General features: G+C 63.9%; 16 protein-coding genes. 11 read left to right on the forward strand and 5 right to left on the reverse strand.

Annotation, left to right across the window (positions count from 1 at the left end):
- Positions 1–286: 286 nt before the first annotated feature.
- Complete coding sequence (locus CQW31_RS12145; protein WP_054883202.1) at positions 287–1,156, reverse strand: LysR family transcriptional regulator; 870 nt, start codon at positions 1,154–1,156, stop codon at positions 287–289.
- A 244-nt stretch (positions 1,157–1,400) separates the two neighbouring features.
- On the opposite strand from CQW31_RS12145, the gene CQW31_RS12150 reads away from it, so the two are divergent.
- The 4 genes from CQW31_RS12150 to CQW31_RS12165 all read left to right on the forward strand — a co-directional run bounded on the left by CQW31_RS12150 (position 1,401) and on the right by CQW31_RS12165 (position 6,248).
- Entirely contained in the window at positions 1,401–2,717 is a 1,317-nt protein-coding gene (locus tag CQW31_RS12150) for an MFS transporter (RefSeq protein WP_099814568.1), read from the forward strand.
- 125 nt (positions 2,718–2,842) lie between these two features.
- Complete coding sequence (locus tag CQW31_RS12155) at positions 2,843–3,553, forward strand: YebC/PmpR family DNA-binding transcriptional regulator (RefSeq protein WP_054883200.1); 711 nt, start codon at positions 2,843–2,845, stop codon at positions 3,551–3,553.
- Positions 3,554–3,688: 135 nt separating this feature from the next.
- The gene (locus CQW31_RS12160) at positions 3,689–4,633 is read left to right on the forward strand and encodes a LysR family transcriptional regulator (RefSeq protein WP_099814595.1); all 945 of its coding nucleotides are present in this window, start codon (positions 3,689–3,691) and stop codon (positions 4,631–4,633) included.
- 202 nt (positions 4,634–4,835) lie between these two features.
- Positions 4,836–6,248: a DOPA decarboxylase gene (locus tag CQW31_RS12165; RefSeq protein WP_099814569.1), complete on the forward strand. Its 1,413-nt coding sequence runs from the start codon at positions 4,836–4,838 to the stop codon at positions 6,246–6,248.
- A gap of 121 nt (positions 6,249–6,369) precedes the next feature.
- Here the strand turns inward: CQW31_RS12165 and CQW31_RS12170 are convergent, their stop codons facing one another.
- Positions 6,370–7,743: an MFS transporter gene (locus tag CQW31_RS12170; RefSeq protein WP_099814570.1), complete on the reverse strand. Its 1,374-nt coding sequence runs from the start codon at positions 7,741–7,743 to the stop codon at positions 6,370–6,372.
- A 476-nt stretch (positions 7,744–8,219) separates the two neighbouring features.
- On the opposite strand from CQW31_RS12170, the gene quiC reads away from it, so the two are divergent.
- Positions 8,220–10,127 (forward strand): 3-dehydroshikimate dehydratase QuiC, encoded by a 1,908-nt coding sequence (gene quiC, locus CQW31_RS12175; RefSeq protein WP_054887297.1) that lies wholly within the window; start codon positions 8,220–8,222, stop codon positions 10,125–10,127.
- Positions 10,128–10,490: 363 nt separating this feature from the next.
- Complete coding sequence (locus CQW31_RS12180) at positions 10,491–10,649, forward strand: DUF2256 domain-containing protein (RefSeq protein WP_082433687.1); 159 nt, start codon at positions 10,491–10,493, stop codon at positions 10,647–10,649.
- Between the two features lie 78 nt (positions 10,650–10,727).
- On the opposite strand, the gene CQW31_RS12185 is transcribed toward CQW31_RS12180, so the two are convergent.
- Positions 10,728–10,976 (reverse strand): CsbD family protein, encoded by a 249-nt coding sequence (locus tag CQW31_RS12185; protein WP_054887296.1) that lies wholly within the window; start codon positions 10,974–10,976, stop codon positions 10,728–10,730.
- A gap of 272 nt (positions 10,977–11,248) precedes the next feature.
- On the opposite strand from CQW31_RS12185, the gene CQW31_RS12190 reads away from it, so the two are divergent.
- On the forward strand, positions 11,249–11,920 hold the full coding sequence (locus tag CQW31_RS12190; protein WP_054887295.1) for a TetR/AcrR family transcriptional regulator: 672 nt from the start codon (positions 11,249–11,251) through the stop codon (positions 11,918–11,920).
- Between the two features lie 6 nt (positions 11,921–11,926).
- On the opposite strand, the gene CQW31_RS12195 is transcribed toward CQW31_RS12190, so the two are convergent.
- Positions 11,927–12,934 carry a GlxA family transcriptional regulator gene (locus CQW31_RS12195; RefSeq protein WP_054887294.1) on the reverse strand — a complete coding sequence of 336 codons (1,008 nt, stop codon included), beginning with the start codon at positions 12,932–12,934 and terminating at the stop codon, positions 11,927–11,929.
- Between the two features lie 139 nt (positions 12,935–13,073).
- Between CQW31_RS12195 and CQW31_RS12200 the strand changes: the two genes are divergently transcribed.
- Together CQW31_RS12200 and CQW31_RS12205 are read left to right on the forward strand one after the other, a co-directional pair.
- On the forward strand, positions 13,074–13,565 hold the full coding sequence (locus CQW31_RS12200) for a hypothetical protein (protein WP_054887293.1): 492 nt from the start codon (positions 13,074–13,076) through the stop codon (positions 13,563–13,565).
- 53 nt (positions 13,566–13,618) lie between these two features.
- Entirely contained in the window at positions 13,619–13,831 is a 213-nt protein-coding gene (locus CQW31_RS12205) for a PLDc N-terminal domain-containing protein (protein ID WP_054887292.1), read from the forward strand.
- A gap of 41 nt (positions 13,832–13,872) precedes the next feature.
- Here the strand turns inward: CQW31_RS12205 and CQW31_RS12210 are convergent, their stop codons facing one another.
- Positions 13,873–14,199 (reverse strand): hypothetical protein, encoded by a 327-nt coding sequence (locus tag CQW31_RS12210; RefSeq protein ID WP_054887291.1) that lies wholly within the window; start codon positions 14,197–14,199, stop codon positions 13,873–13,875.
- A 202-nt stretch (positions 14,200–14,401) separates the two neighbouring features.
- Here CQW31_RS12210 and CQW31_RS12215 point away from each other — a divergent pair, with 202 nt between their 5' ends.
- Positions 14,402–14,809: a RidA family protein gene (locus CQW31_RS12215; RefSeq protein ID WP_099814571.1), complete on the forward strand. Its 408-nt coding sequence runs from the start codon at positions 14,402–14,404 to the stop codon at positions 14,807–14,809.
- 158 nt (positions 14,810–14,967) lie between these two features.
- Positions 14,968–15,462: a GNAT family N-acetyltransferase gene (locus CQW31_RS12220; protein ID WP_099814572.1), complete on the forward strand. Its 495-nt coding sequence runs from the start codon at positions 14,968–14,970 to the stop codon at positions 15,460–15,462.
- The last annotated feature ends 116 nt before the right edge of the window (positions 15,463–15,578 follow it).

Genomic DNA, 15,578 nt, shown 5'->3' on the forward strand with positions numbered 1-15,578 from the left:
CAGCATAGTTGTATTGCCTGTGATGGCCTCTTCGCGGCTAAAGCCGCTCCCACAGGTATTGCACAGATTTCGCAAGCGGTGGAGTACCTGTGGGAGGCCGCCGAACAGGACCAGCAGGCGGAAAAGGATGGTGGGTGGGCCTGGAGATGAGGTATTCCCAGCATGGTTGTATTGCCTGTGATGGCCTCTTCGCGGCTAAAGCCGCTCCCACAGGTGTTGCACAGATTTCGCAAGCGGTGGGGTACCTGTGGGAGCGGCTTTAGCCGCGAAGAGGCCGGTACAGGCGCTACAACTCCTCCTGAACCATCTGCAGGAAGGTGGCCACCACCCGCCGCGATCGCTGTTCGCTCAGGCACACCAGGGTCTCGGTCAGGTGCCGCTGGCAATCGACAATCGGCAGCGCACACACCCGCGCATCCGCGCCGAACTCGGCCGCCGACACCACCCCTACGCCAATCCCCACCACCACCGCCTCGCGCGCCGCTTCGCGGCCTTCCACCTGGATCGCCGGGCGAATCCGCAAGCCTGCGCGCTGCATTTCCTCTTCCAGCGTCTGCCGCGTGACCGACCCCGGCTCGCGCAACACCAACGGTGTGTCGTCAAGGTCGGCCAGGGTGATCGAGCCGCGGCTGGCCCACGGGTGGTTGTGCGAGACGAACGCCACCATCGGGTCGCGGCGCAGCGGCACGCAGTAAAGCCGCTCGTCATCGACATCGCGCCCGAGCAGCGCCAGGTCGGCCTGGTAGCTGAACAGCCTGGCCAGTGATTCATCGGTGTTGCCGGTCTCGATCTTGACCTGGATGCCCGGGTAGCGCTGGCAAAAGCGTGCGATCTGCGGCAGCACGTGCACGGGCGCATCCACTGCCAGTACCAGGCTGCCGGTGTGCAGGGCGCGGGAGTCCTGCAGCAGGTCGTGCGCCTCGGCCTCGCAGGCGAACAGGCGCTGGCTGATGCCCAGCAGGCGCTCGCCCAGGTCGGTCAGTTGCACCGAGCGCTTGTTGCGGTGGAACAGCAGCACACCGAAACGCTCTTCGAGCTTGCGCACCTGGTCGGACACCGCCGGCTGGGTCAGAAACAGCTTTTGCGCGGCGCGGGTAAAGCTGCCGTGCACGGCCACTGCATGGAAGGCCTTGAGTTGAGCGTGAGACACCGACATACCGCCTCCAGTAACAAGCTGGGCTTATGTGTGAAATACGATAAATCGATTTTCTTTATCAGTCAGCAACTGTTTCCATACGTTTCAACCCGAGGCCAACGCCACAAGCAATGGCCGGGGCATGGCCCGCACATCGGTGCCATCTGACCAAATGACGAGCCTTCGTCATGCAGTGCGCAACACAACAACAAGACAGGCGTTTTTTAACAATCTGCCGGCACACTTGAGCAAGAGGTCAGAATCAATGAATCAAGCACTCGCTGCGTTGAAACGCTGGCGCATCCAGATTTTCGCGATCACCTGGCTGGCCTACGCCGCCTTCTACTTCACCCGCAAGGCTTTCTCGGTGGCCAAGCTCGGCATCGGTGAAGACCCGACGTTCATGCTCGACAAGGCCGCCATGGCCAACCTCGACGCAATCTACCTGGCCGCCTATGCCGTGGGCCAGTTCACCTGGGGCATGCTCGCCGACCGTTTCGGCCCGCGCGTCGTGGTGCTCGGTGGCCTGCTGATCTCGGCGGCGGCGGCCGTGGTGATGGGCAGCTTCGCGACCTTCCCGGTCTTCGCCACGTGCATGCTGGTCCAGGGGCTGGCGCAATCCACCGGCTGGGCCGGGCTGTGCAAGAACATCGGCAGCTTCTTCCCGGCTTCGCAGCGCGGCCGGGTGCTGGGGCTGTGGAGTTCGTGCTACGCCTTCGGCGGCCTGGTCGCTTCGCCGTTCGCCGGCTGGTGGGCCTATACCCTGGTCGGCACCTGGCATGCGGCGTTCTTCTCGAGCGCCGCGGTGGTAGCCGGGGTGGCCGTGCTGTTCTTCTTCCTGCAGCGCAACAAGCCGGAGGACGTCGGCCTTGCTGCGGTCGAACCCGAGCCGCAGAGCATGGCCCCGGCCGGTAACCTGTGCAGCGTGTGGGCGCCGCTGCGCGAAATCCTGCGCAACCGCACGGTGCTGACCCTTGGCCTGGCGTACTTCCTGCTCAAGCCTGCGCGCTACGCCATCCTGCTGTGGGGGCCGGTGATCGTCTTCGAGCAGATGCCGTCGGTAGGCAAGGTCGGCGCGGCGATCATCCCCACTGCCTTCGAACTGGCGGGGCTGTTGGGCCCGATCATCATCGGCCTGGCTTCGGACAAGCTGTTCGGCGCCCGGCGCATGCCGGCCTGCGTGATCAGCCTGGTGCTGCTGACAGTGACCCTGGCAGCGTTCATGGCGGCCATGCACAGCGGCAGTATCGTGATGGTGGTGGCCTTGCTGTTCGTCATGGGCCTGACCCTGTACGGGCCCGACTCGATGATCAGCGGCGCGGCGGCCATCGACTTCGGCACGGCCAAGGCCGGCGCCACGGCAGCAGGTTTCGTCAACGGTTGCGGCTCGGTGGGTGCAGTGCTCGGCGGCCTGCTGCCGGGCTACTTCGACAGCGTCACGGTGTTCATCGTGTTTGCCGGCTGCGCGTTGTTCTCGGCCCTGGTGCTGCTGCCACACTGGAACAGCCGCCCGGCCGGCACCGCCGCGGCCAACGACGTGGCGCCCAACACCAGCAGGGCGATCAAGCCACTGCGGACCTGAAGGGCAGCGCGCAAGGCCGACGAAGCGTGAGATTACTTGTCGATCCACTGCCCGAGGGCGTATAAACTGCACCCACTTTTGGCCGGTCGCTTCCTGAACCGGCCGCTGGAACAAAGAGAGTCGACATGGGCGCACAGTGGAAAGCCAAACATAGAGAAACAGCTGCCAATGCCAAGGGCAAGATCATGGGCAAGCTGGCCAAGGAAATCCAGATCGCGGCCAAGTCCGGCGCCGACCCGGACATGAACCCGCGCCTGCGCCTGGCCATCGCCCAGGCCAAGAAGGCCTCGATGACCCGTGAGACCCTGGAGCGTGCCATCAAGAAAGGCGCTGGCCTGGACGGCGATGCCGTGCAGTACCATGCCGTCAGCTATGAAGGCTTCGCCCCGCACCAGGTGCCACTGATCGTCGAGTGCCTGACCGACAACGTCAACCGCACCGTGGCGCAGATCCGCGTGCTGTTCCGCAAAGGCCAGCTCGGCGCCAGCGGCTCGGTGACCTGGGACTTCAACCACGTCGGCCTGATCGAAGCCACCCCGGAAGGCGATGCCGACCCGGAAATGGCCGCCATCGAAGCCGGTGCCCAAGACTTTGAGGAAGGTGAAGAAGAGGGGTCAACCTTGTTCATCACCGACACCACCGACCTGGATGCGGTACAGAAGGCCCTGCCTGAGCATGGCTTCACCGTTACCTCGGCGAAGATCGGTTATACCCCTAAGAACCCGGTGAGCGCGGCCAGCCTGAGTGCTGAAGCGCTGGCCGAGGTTGAAGCGTTCCTTGAGGCGATCGACGAGAACGATGACGTGCAGAACGTATATGTAGGCCTTACCGCCTAAAAGCTGGGGCCGCTTTGCGGCCCATTCGCTGGCAAGCCCGCACACAGGGATATCACAAGCCTTGGCATTGTGAGGTCCCTGTGGGAGCGGGCTTGCCAGCGAATGGGCCGGCAAAACCAACAGAAGGGCAACTGCATGAACCCCACCTTCGCCTCCCTCAGCCTCGCCCACCTGCGCACCCTCGACTGCCTCCTGCAGCTGAAGAACCTCAGCCACGCCGCCGACCGCCTGGGCGTCAGCCAATCGGCCCTGAGCCGCCAGCTGGCCCACCTGCGCGAAGCCTTCGACGACCCCTTGCTGGTGCGCCAGGGCCGTGGTTATGTGCTCAGCCAATACGCCGAAGCCCTGGTCGAGCCCCTGCGCCAGGTGCTCGAAGAACTCCAGGCCCTGCGCCAACCCGCCACCTTCGACCCGGCCCGCTGCGAGCGGCGCTTCTGCCTGGCCGCTTCCGACTACGTAGCCGAGCACATGCTGCCGCTGCTGGTGGCTGCCTTGGAACAGGAAGCCCCGGGCGTGTCCATCGACTACCGCACCTGGCAGGCCGGGCAGTACGCCTTGCTCGCCAGCGGCGAGATCGACCTGGCCACCACCTTGTTCGACGAGTCGCCGCCCAACCTGCACGGTCGCCTGCTCGGCGAAGACCGCGCAGTGTGCCTGATGCGCCAGGACCACCCGCTGGCCGCGCTGGACGTGCTTGGCCAGGACGATTACCTGGCCTGCAAGCACGTGCGCATTTCCGGTGGCGGCGACAAGGACAGCTTTATCGACCGGCACTTGCGCGCCCAGGGTTTGCAGCGGCGCATCAGCCTGGAAGTACCGTTCTTCTCGGCGACCGTGCAGGTGATCGGCAACAGCCAGGCGCTGGCCACGGTGCCCGAGCACATCGCCCGCCAGCTGTGCCGCCTGCACGGCCTGGCGTGGCGGCCGTTGGGGTTTGTCGAGCATACCCAGCGCTACTGGGTGGTGTGGCACCAGCGCTTGCAGGCTTCGGCCGAGCACCGCTGGTTGCGCAACCGGGTGTTCGAGCTGTGGCGCCAGTCACAGTTCGGGGTGCAGGGCGGGGTTGCAGGTTTGCCATAGCAGGTATGCGCGAAGCGGGGTTATTCGCGCAGGCCTAGGCGCCTAGACTGGGGGCATTGTATAGCCTGCACTGGCCTCTTTGCGGGCACGCCCGCTCCCACAGGAACAGCACAAGTCTTGAAGGCTGTGAATCCCTGTGGGAGCGGGCGAGCCCGCGAAGAGGCCAGTGCAGGCGACTGATCACCCACAGGAGAGCCCGCGCGTGACCCCAGAACAATTCCGCCAGTACGGCCACCAGCTGATCGACCTGATCGCCGACTACCGCCAATCCGTCGGCGAACGCCCGGTCATGGCCCAGGTCGAGCCCGGCTACCTCAAGGCGCAGCTGCCACAGGCCGCCCCACAGCGAGGCGAGTCGTTCGAGGCGATCCTCGACGACGTCAACCAATGGGTCATGCCTGGCCTGTCGCACTGGCAGCACCCAGACTTCTACGGTTATTTCCCCTCCAACGGCACCCTGTCGTCGGTGCTTGGCGACTTCCTCAGTACCGGCCTTGGTGTGCTCGGCCTGTCGTGGCAGTCCAGCCCGGCGCTGAGCGAGCTCGAAGAAACCACCCTCGACTGGCTGCGTCAGTTGCTCGGCCTGTCGGCCCAGTGGAGCGGGGTGATCCAGGACACTGCGTCCACCAGTACCCTGGTGGCGCTGATCAGCGCCCGGGAGCGTGCCACCGACTACGCGCTGGTCCGCGGCGGCCTGCAGGCCGAGGCCAAGCCATTGATCGTGTATGTCAGTGCCCATGCTCACAGCTCGGTGGACAAGGCTGCACTGCTGGCCGGCTTCGGCCGCGCCAACATCCGCCTGATCGCGACCGACGAGAAATTCGCCATGCGCCCACAGGCGCTGCAGGCTGCCATCGAGCAAGACCTGGCCGCTGGCAACCAGCCCTGTGCGGTGGTCGCCACTACCGGCACCACCACCACCACCGCCCTCGACCCGCTGCGCCCGATCGGCGAAATCGCCCAGGCCAACGGGCTGTGGCTGCATGTCGACTCGGCCATGGCCGGTTCGGCGATGATCCTCCCGGAATGCCGCTGGATGTGGGATGGCATCGAGCTGGCCGACTCCGTAGTGGTCAACGCGCACAAATGGCTGGGCGTGGCATTCGATTGCTCGATCTACTACGTGCGTGATCCTCAGCACCTGATCCGGGTGATGAGCACCAACCCGAGCTACTTGCAGTCGGCGGTGGATGGCGAGGTGAAGAACCTGCGTGACTGGGGGATCCCGCTGGGCCGTCGCTTCCGTGCCTTGAAACTGTGGTTCATGTTGCGCAGCGAAGGCGTGGAGGCCTTGCAGCAGCGCTTGCGCCGTGACCTTGAGAATGCCCGCTGGCTGGCGGAGCAGGTTGCAGCGGCGGCGGAGTGGGAAGTGCTGGCACCGGTGCAACTGCAGACCTTGTGCATTCGCCATCGGCCGGCGGGGCTGGAAGGGGAGGCGCTGGATACCCATACCAGGGCGTGGGCTGAGCGGCTGAACGCGTCCGGGGTGGCGTATGTGACGCCGGCGACGCTGGAAGGGCGGTGGATGGTGCGGGTTTCGGTGGGGGCACTGCCGACCGAGCGGGAGCATGTCGAGAAGCTTTGGCGTCACCTGCAAGAGGTGGTTGAAGGCTGAAATCCTGGGACCGCTTTGCGGTCCTTTCGCGACACAAGGCCGCTCCTACAGGGATTCGCGATTGCCTTGCAGGAGCGGCCTTGTGTCGCGAAAGGGCCGCAAAGCGGCCCCCTGCAATCTGTCAGTGGCTCACCGCCTGAAAGCTACCCTTGCGGCTGGCCTCGAAAGCTTCTTTCTCCATCGGCTTGGCAAGCGGATTGCCCAGGTCTTCCATCGCCAGACGGTGAGTCTCCGGCGCAATGTAGGCCGCCAGTGCACACACGCAGGTAATGAAGAAGGCCAGGCCACCGATCACCAGCGGGATGTTGTCCGAACCCGGTGGCGCCACCAGGGCGAACAGGGCTGGCAACATGGCGGTGAGCATGGTGCCGATGTTCTGCGCGATGGCCATGGCCGAAACGCGGTAGCGGGTGTGGAACAGCTCCGGGTAGAAGCTTGGGAACACCGCGTTGTAGCCCTGGTAGACCATGCCCCACATCACGATCGAGGTGGCAAAGGCCAGTGGCACGTTCTGGATGCTGATCGCATACAGGTAGACGAAGGCCAGCAGGCCAGAGCCCAGGCAGCCGGCGATCATGGTCGGGCGGCGGCCGATCTTGTCGGACAGGTTGCCCACGAACGGGATCACCAGCACCGCGACGATGTTGCCCACCACCGGGATCCACAGGTACACGCTTTTGTCGAAGCCGATGCCGTAGGCCGGCTGCACCGCATAGGCGGCGCCGAAGATGGTGGCAACCACCGGGATCACGTTCATCAGCGCCATGAACATCACCAGCACCATGTGTTTCCAGCTGTGCCGGAAGGCTTCGCTGATCGGCGATTTGGCGACCTTGTCCTGCTTCTCTTCCTTCACGAACGCCGGGGTTTCGTGCACTTCCCGGCGGATGATGAAGCCCGCGATCAGGACGACGGCGCTCAACAGGAACGGAATACGCCAGCCCCAGTCGTTGAAGGCCTCACTCGGCATGAAGTAGGCCAGCGGCAGGAACACCGCCGCCGCCAATACCTGGCCGGCCTGCACGCCCTGCAAGGTGAAGCTGGCGTAGTAGCCGCGTCGGCCGAACGGAGCGTGCTCCATGATCATCGAGCTGGCTCCGGAGATTTCCCCGGCCACGGCAAAGCCCTGGACCAGGCGCAGCACCACCAGCAAGGCCGGGGCCAGCAGGCCGATGTCGTGGTAGGTCGGCAGCAGGCCGACGGCCATGGTCGACAGGCCCATCAGGAACATGCACAGCAGCAGCACGTTCTTGCGCCCGCGGGTGTCACCCCAGTGACCGAGCACGAACGCACCGACAGGGCGTGCCAGGTAACCCACACCGTAGGTGGCCAACGAGGCGATGATGGCCATTTTCGGGTCGGTGTTGGGGAAGAAGATCTGCGGGAAGATCAGCGCCGCTGCCTGGGCATAGATGAAGAAATCGTAGTATTCGAGTGCCGAGCCAATCCATCCACTGGCGGTCGCTTTCTTGGCTTGAGAGCTTGAGTGAGCCATCGTTGTCTCCGTTGTTCTTGTAGGTCGCCGCACGGCTGGCGTCGCCCAGGGGCGGCCAGAGGGGTGCGATCACTTTTCGGGAGTAGGGCGGTTATAGCGCGATTGACCGCAGGCGGTGTCTGCAGAGGGAATACGAACGAGCAGGTGCGGATCGCAAGGCGATGGAGGTGTGCATAGGTCGGTACCCGGTTTATTGAACTTATTATGTTGTGACGTTGGGCTTGTCTGCGCAGGTTCTGCCAGACGACCCTCAGGGCAGAAGAGGGCGGTCGGTGGGCCTGCGTCTGGGTCCATGTTTGCTTAGGGTCGGCAGTGAATCAATTCGCCAAAATCGGTTTTGTGCGGTAATCGAACGCAAAACTAACCATTTCGTACAAACAGATTGCCCGCCCGACTTTACCTGCGAATAATCAACAGTGCCAGAAACCCCAACGGGTTCTCGGCTCGTCGTCCGTCCAATAACAAGGAACTCCCTCATGCAGCGTTCGATAGCCACCGTGTCCTTGAGCGGCACCCTGCCGGAAAAGCTCGAAGCCATCGCCGCCGCCGGTTTCGACGGCGTCGAGATCTTCGAGAACGACCTGTTGTACTACGCCGGCAGCCCGCGCGAAGTCCGGCAGATGTGCGCTGACCTCGGCATTGCCATCACCCTGTTCCAGCCATTTCGCGACTTCGAAGGCTGCCGCCGCGACCGCCTGCAGAAGAACATCGACCGCGCTGAGCGCAAGTTCGACCTGATGCAGGAGCTGGGCACCGACCTGGTGCTGGTGTGCAGCAACGTCCAGGCCGATGCCCTTGGCGATGAACAGATCCTGGTGGACGACCTGCGCCTGCTCGCCGAGCACGCCGGCAAGCGCGGCCTGCGGATCGGCTACGAAGCCCTGGCCTGGGGCCGCCACGTCAATACCTACCAGCAAGTGTGGAACCTGGTGCGCCAGGCCGACCACCCGGCGCTGGGGGTGATCCTCGACAGCTTCCACACGCTGTCGCTCAAAGGTGACCCGGCGGCGATCCGCGACATCCCGGGCGACAAGATCTTCTTCGTGCAGATGGCCGACGCGCCGATCCTGAACATGGACGTGCTGGAGTGGAGCCGCCACTTCCGCAACTTCCCGGGCCAGGGTGAAATGGACCTGGCCGGCTTCCTCGCGCCGATCCTGGCCACCGGCTACCGCGGCCCGCTGTCGCTGGAAATCTTCAACGATGGCTTCCGTGCAGCACCGCCACGGCAGAACGCCGCCGACGGCCTGCGCTCGCTGCTGTACCTCGAAGAACAGACCCGCCTGCGCCTGGAACAGCAAGGCACCACCCTCGAGCCGGGCGTGCTGTTCACCCCGCCGGCTGCCAGCGCCTACGACGGAGTGGAGTTCCTCGAGTTTGCCGTCGACGAAGCCGTCGGCGCGCGGCTGGGCAGTTGGCTCAAGCGCCTGGGCTTTGCCGAAGCCGGCAAGCACCGCAGCAAGGAGGTGCGTCTGCTGCGCCAGAACGACATCAACATCGTGCTCAACGCCGAGCCGTACTCGTTTGGCCACAACTTCTTCGAGGCCCACGGCCCGTCGCTGTGCGCCACCGCCCTGCGGGTGAAGGATGAGCACGCCGCGCTGCAACGCGCTACCGACTTCCGCGGCCAGCCATTCCGTGGCCTGGTCGGCCCCAACGAATGCGAAGTGCCAGCCGTGCGTGCGCCGGACGGCAGCCTGATCTACCTGGTGGAGCAGGGCAAGGAAGGGCCGTCGCTATACGACACCGACTTCCGCCTGGACCCGGCCGCCACTGTCACTGGCGGTTTGCAGCGCATCGACCACATGGCCCTGGCGCTGCCGGCCGAGTCGCTGGACAGCTGGGTGCTGTTCTACAAGAGCCTGTTCGACTTTGCTGCCGACGACGAAGTGGTGCTGCCCGACCCGTATGGCCTGGTCAAGAGCCGCGCCTTGCGCAGCCAGTGCGGCAGCCTGCGTTTGCCGCTGAACATCTCGGAGAACCGCAACACCGCCATCGCCCATGCGCTGTCCAGTTACCGCGGTTCGGGTGTGCACCACATCGCCTTCGACTGCGCGGACATCTTCGCCGAAGTGGCACGGGCCAAGGAGTCGGGGGTGCCGTTGCTGGAAATCCCGTTGAACTACTACGACGACCTCGCGGCGCGGTTCGATTTCAACGACGAGTTCCTCAGCGAACTGGCGTACTACAACGTTCTGTACGACCGTGATGCCCAGGGCGGCGAGCTGTTCCACGTGTATACCGAGCCGTTCGAGGAGCGTTTCTTCTTCGAGATCATCCAGCGCAAGGGTGGCTATGCCGGCTATGGCGCGGCGAACGTCGCGGTGCGCCTGGCGGCGATGGCCAAGCGGCGTAGCGGGGCGGCGCGCAAGCCGGTGTTGTGATCATCGGTTGAGAGCTTGCCTGATCCCCATCCTGTGGAGCGGGCTTGCCCGCGAATGTGGCAGCGGCTTCAGCTACGAACACCGGCGCAGCCGGTGTCATGCTCCGCGTTGGATTCTTCGCGGCTAAAGCCGCTCCCACAGGGTATGCGGACCGCTTGCGAACTCAGCTCTTTGCGAAAGCGCAGCCAAATGGCTGGGTGATGACCCCCACGGGCAGTGGAGGCTTCAGAAATAACCTCAAAAATCTATACAAAATACTACTCTTGTATGGAAATCCCTCCCGGTGCACCGCCCGTGGTACTCAAACCCTGCCCATCGTCCAGTGCCGGCCATCGACCGGCAAGTACTGCGTGACACGTGGGTATGCGCAAGCCGTTGCCGAGCAAGGTATGTCCCGCCTGTGGCCTGCCGTTCAGCTGGCGCAAGCGTTGGGCGCGATGCTGGGACCAGGTGCGCTACTGTTCCGAACGCTGCCGCCGATCAGCGAAACGGCAGCCCGGCCGCGCCTGCCAGCGCCCATGAGCCCGAGCCGCCGGACGGTGCTCGGTCTCATGGGCGCTGCAAGCCCCGCTATGATGGGCGAACGCTTTGCGCGCCAATTCAGCGCCGCAACAGTCGACTGACAACCAGCGCGAGCCCTGCTGCCACAGCCAGCGCTGTCAGCGGCTTCTCCCTTACAAATGTGGAAACGTTATCCAGTGCATCGCCATAGCTCTTGGTGAGCTGACCCGATGCCTGGCGCGCATTTCCCTCCGCTTCCAGGGCCGGATCTTCCAGCCACTTGCCGGCTGCGCTCTGCGCCTTGCCGGCGACCTTTTCTGCAACACCTTCGATCTGTTCACGTTTCATTGATCAAACCTTCCTGTGAATGACTTTGGGCTTATCGCACAGGGTTAGGGGGCAGCGACTGTGGCTTAGTTCCAACGACGCAACGGCGGGCTGGAGAACCTCATGCTTGCCGCTCAACAGTACGTGCGCATGGATGCCATCGACAAGGTATGCATACCCCAGAGGCCACACACCTGCTACCTGCGAGCCTTCGACCAACAGCCCGCTTCCCTGCATCCCCCCACTCACGGATAATCCCTCTCCAATTCCAATAATCACCCCCGTGAGCCCCCATGACCGACCCCGTAGCCCCCCTCAGCCCGCCTGAACCCTCGGCTACGCGCCAGCCGCGCAAGAACAACCCCGAGAAAACCCGCGAGGACATCCTCCAGGCCGCCATCAACGAGTTCGTCCAGCAGGGCCTGGCCGGCGCGCGCGTGGACGCCATCGCCGAGCGCACGGCCACTTCCAAGCGCATGATCTACTACTACTTCGGCAGCAAGGAGCAGCTGTACGTCGAGTGCCTGGTCAAGCTGTACGGCGACATCCGCAAGACCGAGCAGAGCCTGGACCTGGAGTCGCTGCCGGCCGAGCAGGCGATTCGCCGGCTGTCCGAGTTCACCTTCGACCACCACGACCGCAACGTCGATTTCGTGCGCATGGTCTGCACCGAGAACATCCATTACGGCGAGTACGTCAAGAAGTCCCCGGCCATTCGCGAAATGAGCAGCCTGGTGCTGCAGGCATTGGGCAGCACCCTGGCGCGTGGCGTGAAAGAGGGCGTGTTCCGCGAAGGCATCGAGGTCATCGACCTGCACATGCTGATGAGTTCGTTCTGCTTCTACCGGGTGTCCAACCGCCACACCTTCGGTGACATCTTCCAGATCGACCTGGCCGACGAGCAGGTCAAGCAACGCCACCGGCAGATGATCTGCGACGTGGTGCTCAGCTACATCCGCGCCTGAATCCGCTCACTCGCCCAGCCGTTGCTCGCGTGACGGCGGGTAGCCGAAGTAGGCGGCGTAGCATTTGCTGAAGTGCGATACCGAGACGAAGCCGCAGGCCACTGCCACCTCCATCACCGACAGGTCGGAGTACTGCAGCAGGCGGCGGCTCTTGGTGATGCGCAGTTCCATGTAATAGCGCCGCGGCGAGGTGCCGAGCTGGGCCTGGAACAGGCGGTCGATCTGCCGACGCGAGCGACCGCTGTAGGCGGCCAGCTGGTCCAGGCTCAGGGTCTCCTCGAGGTTGTTCTCCATGAGCTCGACAATGGTGCGCAGGTGCAAGCTCATCGACTTCTTCGCCCCAGGGCCGACCTGGCGGTAGCGGGCGCCGGAGAACGACAGGATTTCTTCCACCCCTTCGGCCAAGCCGTCGCCGTACAGGCGGCGCACCAGGCCAAGCATCAGCTCCATGGCGCCGTTGGGGCTGGCGGCGCTGAGGCGGTCGCGGTCGAGGGTGAAACTGGCTGGGGTGATGCGGGTTTGCGGGCTGCGCTCGGACAGGCTGGCGCGCTGTTCGGGGTGGATGCTGCAACCGTAATCATCGAGCACACCAGCGCGGCCGAGGAACCAGGCGCCATTCCACAGCCCGCCCAAGGCCATGCCGTGGGCGGCGCATTCTTCCAGCAGGCGGTCCAGTTCGGGGTATTTCAGCGGCGTGCGCAGGCCGCCGCAGACGATCAGCAGGTCGAGTGCCTTGAGGTCGCTGGCGGACAATTCGCTGGCCACCAGTTCCAGGCCCAGGTCGCTGAGCACCCGGTCACCCTTGAGTGACAGCGGGGTGAAGCGAAAGCTGTCGGCACGCAGCAGGTTGGCGGTGACCAGCACGTCCATGGCCACGGTGAAGCTGGCCATCGAAAAGTGCTCGAGCAGGATGAAGTCGACGCGATAAGGGGCCTCGGGGCTACCGGCGCTGGCCTTGAGCCGCAGCATGTTGCTGGTGCTGGTCTTCTTGCTGAACTGACGTGGGGTGGGCACTCTGGACTCCGCTTCCTGGCTGGCCAGCAGAGTGTGGCGGCAGCGTGCGGGAAAGACAATCGCCGGCGCGCGCGTGTCGTGGTGCAGGTCGTGTTGAGGCAAGTGGACTATGCTGGCACCTCTGTTCTGGAGAACTTCGATGAAATACGCCATTGCGTTACTGTTCGGTCTGCTGCCGTTGCTGGCCCATGCCCTGGAGCCAGGCGAGCGGTTGGCACCCTGGACGCTGCTTGACCAGTACGATCAGCCTTACAGCCTGAAAACCGACACTCACATACTGCTGGTGGCCCGCGACATGGAGGGTGCCAAGCTGGTCAAGGCCGCTTTGGCCGACGCGCCCAAGGGCTACCTGGAGGCGCGCGATGCGGTGTTCGTCGCCGATATTCACCGCATGCCGGCGCTGATCAGCAAGCTGTTCGCCATTCCGGCGATGCGTGATTACAGCTACCGGGTGTTGCTCGACCGCGAAGGCCGTATTGCCAGTCGCTATCCGGGGCAGGCGGGGCAGGTTTCATGGCTGCGCTTGAAGGATGGGGTGCTGGTGAGCGAGCAGGCCTTTGCCGATGCCGTGGCGCTCAAGGCGGCCCTGGACGGGGTGCCGGGACTGGGCGTTCGCAGCAAATCCGACTGAACCCTCAGCGCTGGCAGCAACCCAACCCAGTACATGCCAACGGGAGAGTGCTCATGGAAATCGGAACGATCTGGATCATTGTCGCGGCCTTGGTCATCCTGCTCGAGATCTTTGCCATCTGGCACATCATCGGCAGCGATCGGCGCGCAGAGCGCAAGATGCTGTGGGTTGTGTTCGTGGTCTATGCACCGTTCCCGGGGCTGCTGTTCTGGGCCTGGCGTGGGCCGCGGGCAGTGAAGGGCAGGGCGGTGCTGGAGGAGAAATGACGGCGGCGGTATCAGGCGCATGGCGCCTGATACCGATGGCGTCAGTCGGGCGTGATGCCGATTTTGATGGCCGGGTCCAGGCCGCTGACCATCAGGCTGCCGGCGAAGCTGACCGTGTCCTCTACCTCCAGTGCCTTGAACGCGTCACGGATGCGGGTACGAATCGCCTTGCTGGCTTCTTTGCGCTTTTCGTCAGGCGTACCCGGTGACAGGACAACCTCGCCGTGCAGGGTGGTTTCGACTTTGCCGGAGGTCTTCCAGCCCATTTCTTCGCGCAGGTGGGTTCGCGCTATTGCGGCATCACCTTCATGATCATTGTTCACCGGGCTGATGGTGTAGGCGAGTTGGAACGCATAGGGCTTGCTCATGGCTTTTCCTTCAGTGAAGCGGCGCTACGCCGCAGTGCTGGCCTCCGTGCCGGGAACTGCAATCTAGCGAACTGTGCGGCGCAGTCCTACATACACGTCGTTGAGGTTCTGCACGGCGATAAAGAAATTTCCGACAAGAGCTTGACCTCTACCTAACTCGAGCCCACAGACTCAGACGCTCATTCATACGAAGGAGCGTCCCATGACCCGCGCATTTCAATTGTCCAACCCACAAGGGCTGTACGACCCCAGCGCCAATGCCTATTCCCATGTTGCGGAGGTGATCGCCGGTAGCCGCCTGCTGTTTATTGCAGGGCAGGGTGGGGAGGATGCCGATGGGCAGCTTTCGCCCGAATTTGCACGGCAGGCCCGCCAGGCGTTGGCCAATCTGCAGATTGCGCTGGCTTCGAAAGGAGCGGAATTGGCTCAGGTGTTCAAGCTGACGTTGCTGATTGTCGATCACAGTGAGCAACGCCTGGCGCAGTGGGTGGCTGAGGCGGATCGCGCCTGGGGAGGGCACATGAAGCCCACCTGTACGCTGATACCGGTGCCGCGCCTGGCGCTGGATGGCATGCTGGTGGAGATCGAGGCTGTGGCGGCTATTGCATAAGCCTGTGGCGGCCTCTTCGCGGGTAAACCCGCTCCCACAGGGTTCACCACAGTCTTCAAGGCTTGTGCAGAACCTATGGGAGCGGGTTTACCCGTGAAAGGGCCAGTACAGGCACTACAAAAGCCTTAGAATGGCCTTTTCCCCGAGCCCACCCAGCCATGCTGCCCATCGAACTGCTGCCCACCACCCCCGACCAGGCCGAACTCATCCGTAACCTCTACCAGTTCTATGCCTATGAGTCCTCCGACTGGGAGCAGGAAGATGTCGAAGTGAACGGCCGTTTCTACATTCACGAAGAGCACCTGCAGCGCTACTGGCAGTCCCCAGGCTGGAGCGCCAGCCTGGTGCTGGCGGACGGTTTCATCGCCGGCTTCGTGCTTGTAGAGCGCAGCGAACTGCCCGGTTTCGACGCGCTGGAGCTGGCCGACCTGTTCATCCTCAAGCGCTATCGGCGCCAGGGCATCGGCCGTGCCGTGGCCAACCAGTTCCTCGCCAGCCCCGGCGACTGGCTGCTGCGTTGCTACGCCCTGGATCCGATCGCGGTGGCGTTCTGCAAGGCCGTGGTAGCCGACCTGCAACGGCCTGTGCAACAGATCTTCCCCGCCGACGAGCCTGACCTGCTCACCTACCAGGTGACGTCCGTCTTCCACTGACCGGCAGCAAAATTCTGTGATCCACTTCACAAAATCCACTCGCAAGGCATAATGCCAGCACTGCCTTACAAGACCCGGCCGCCCTGGCGCGGGGTTCCTTTCGTGCGCGTCGCAGG

Origin of the sequence: Pseudomonas sp. 382 (genome assembly GCF_002759075.1) — a bacterium.
Lineage (GTDB): Bacteria > Pseudomonadota > Gammaproteobacteria > Pseudomonadales > Pseudomonadaceae > Aquipseudomonas > Aquipseudomonas vlassakiae.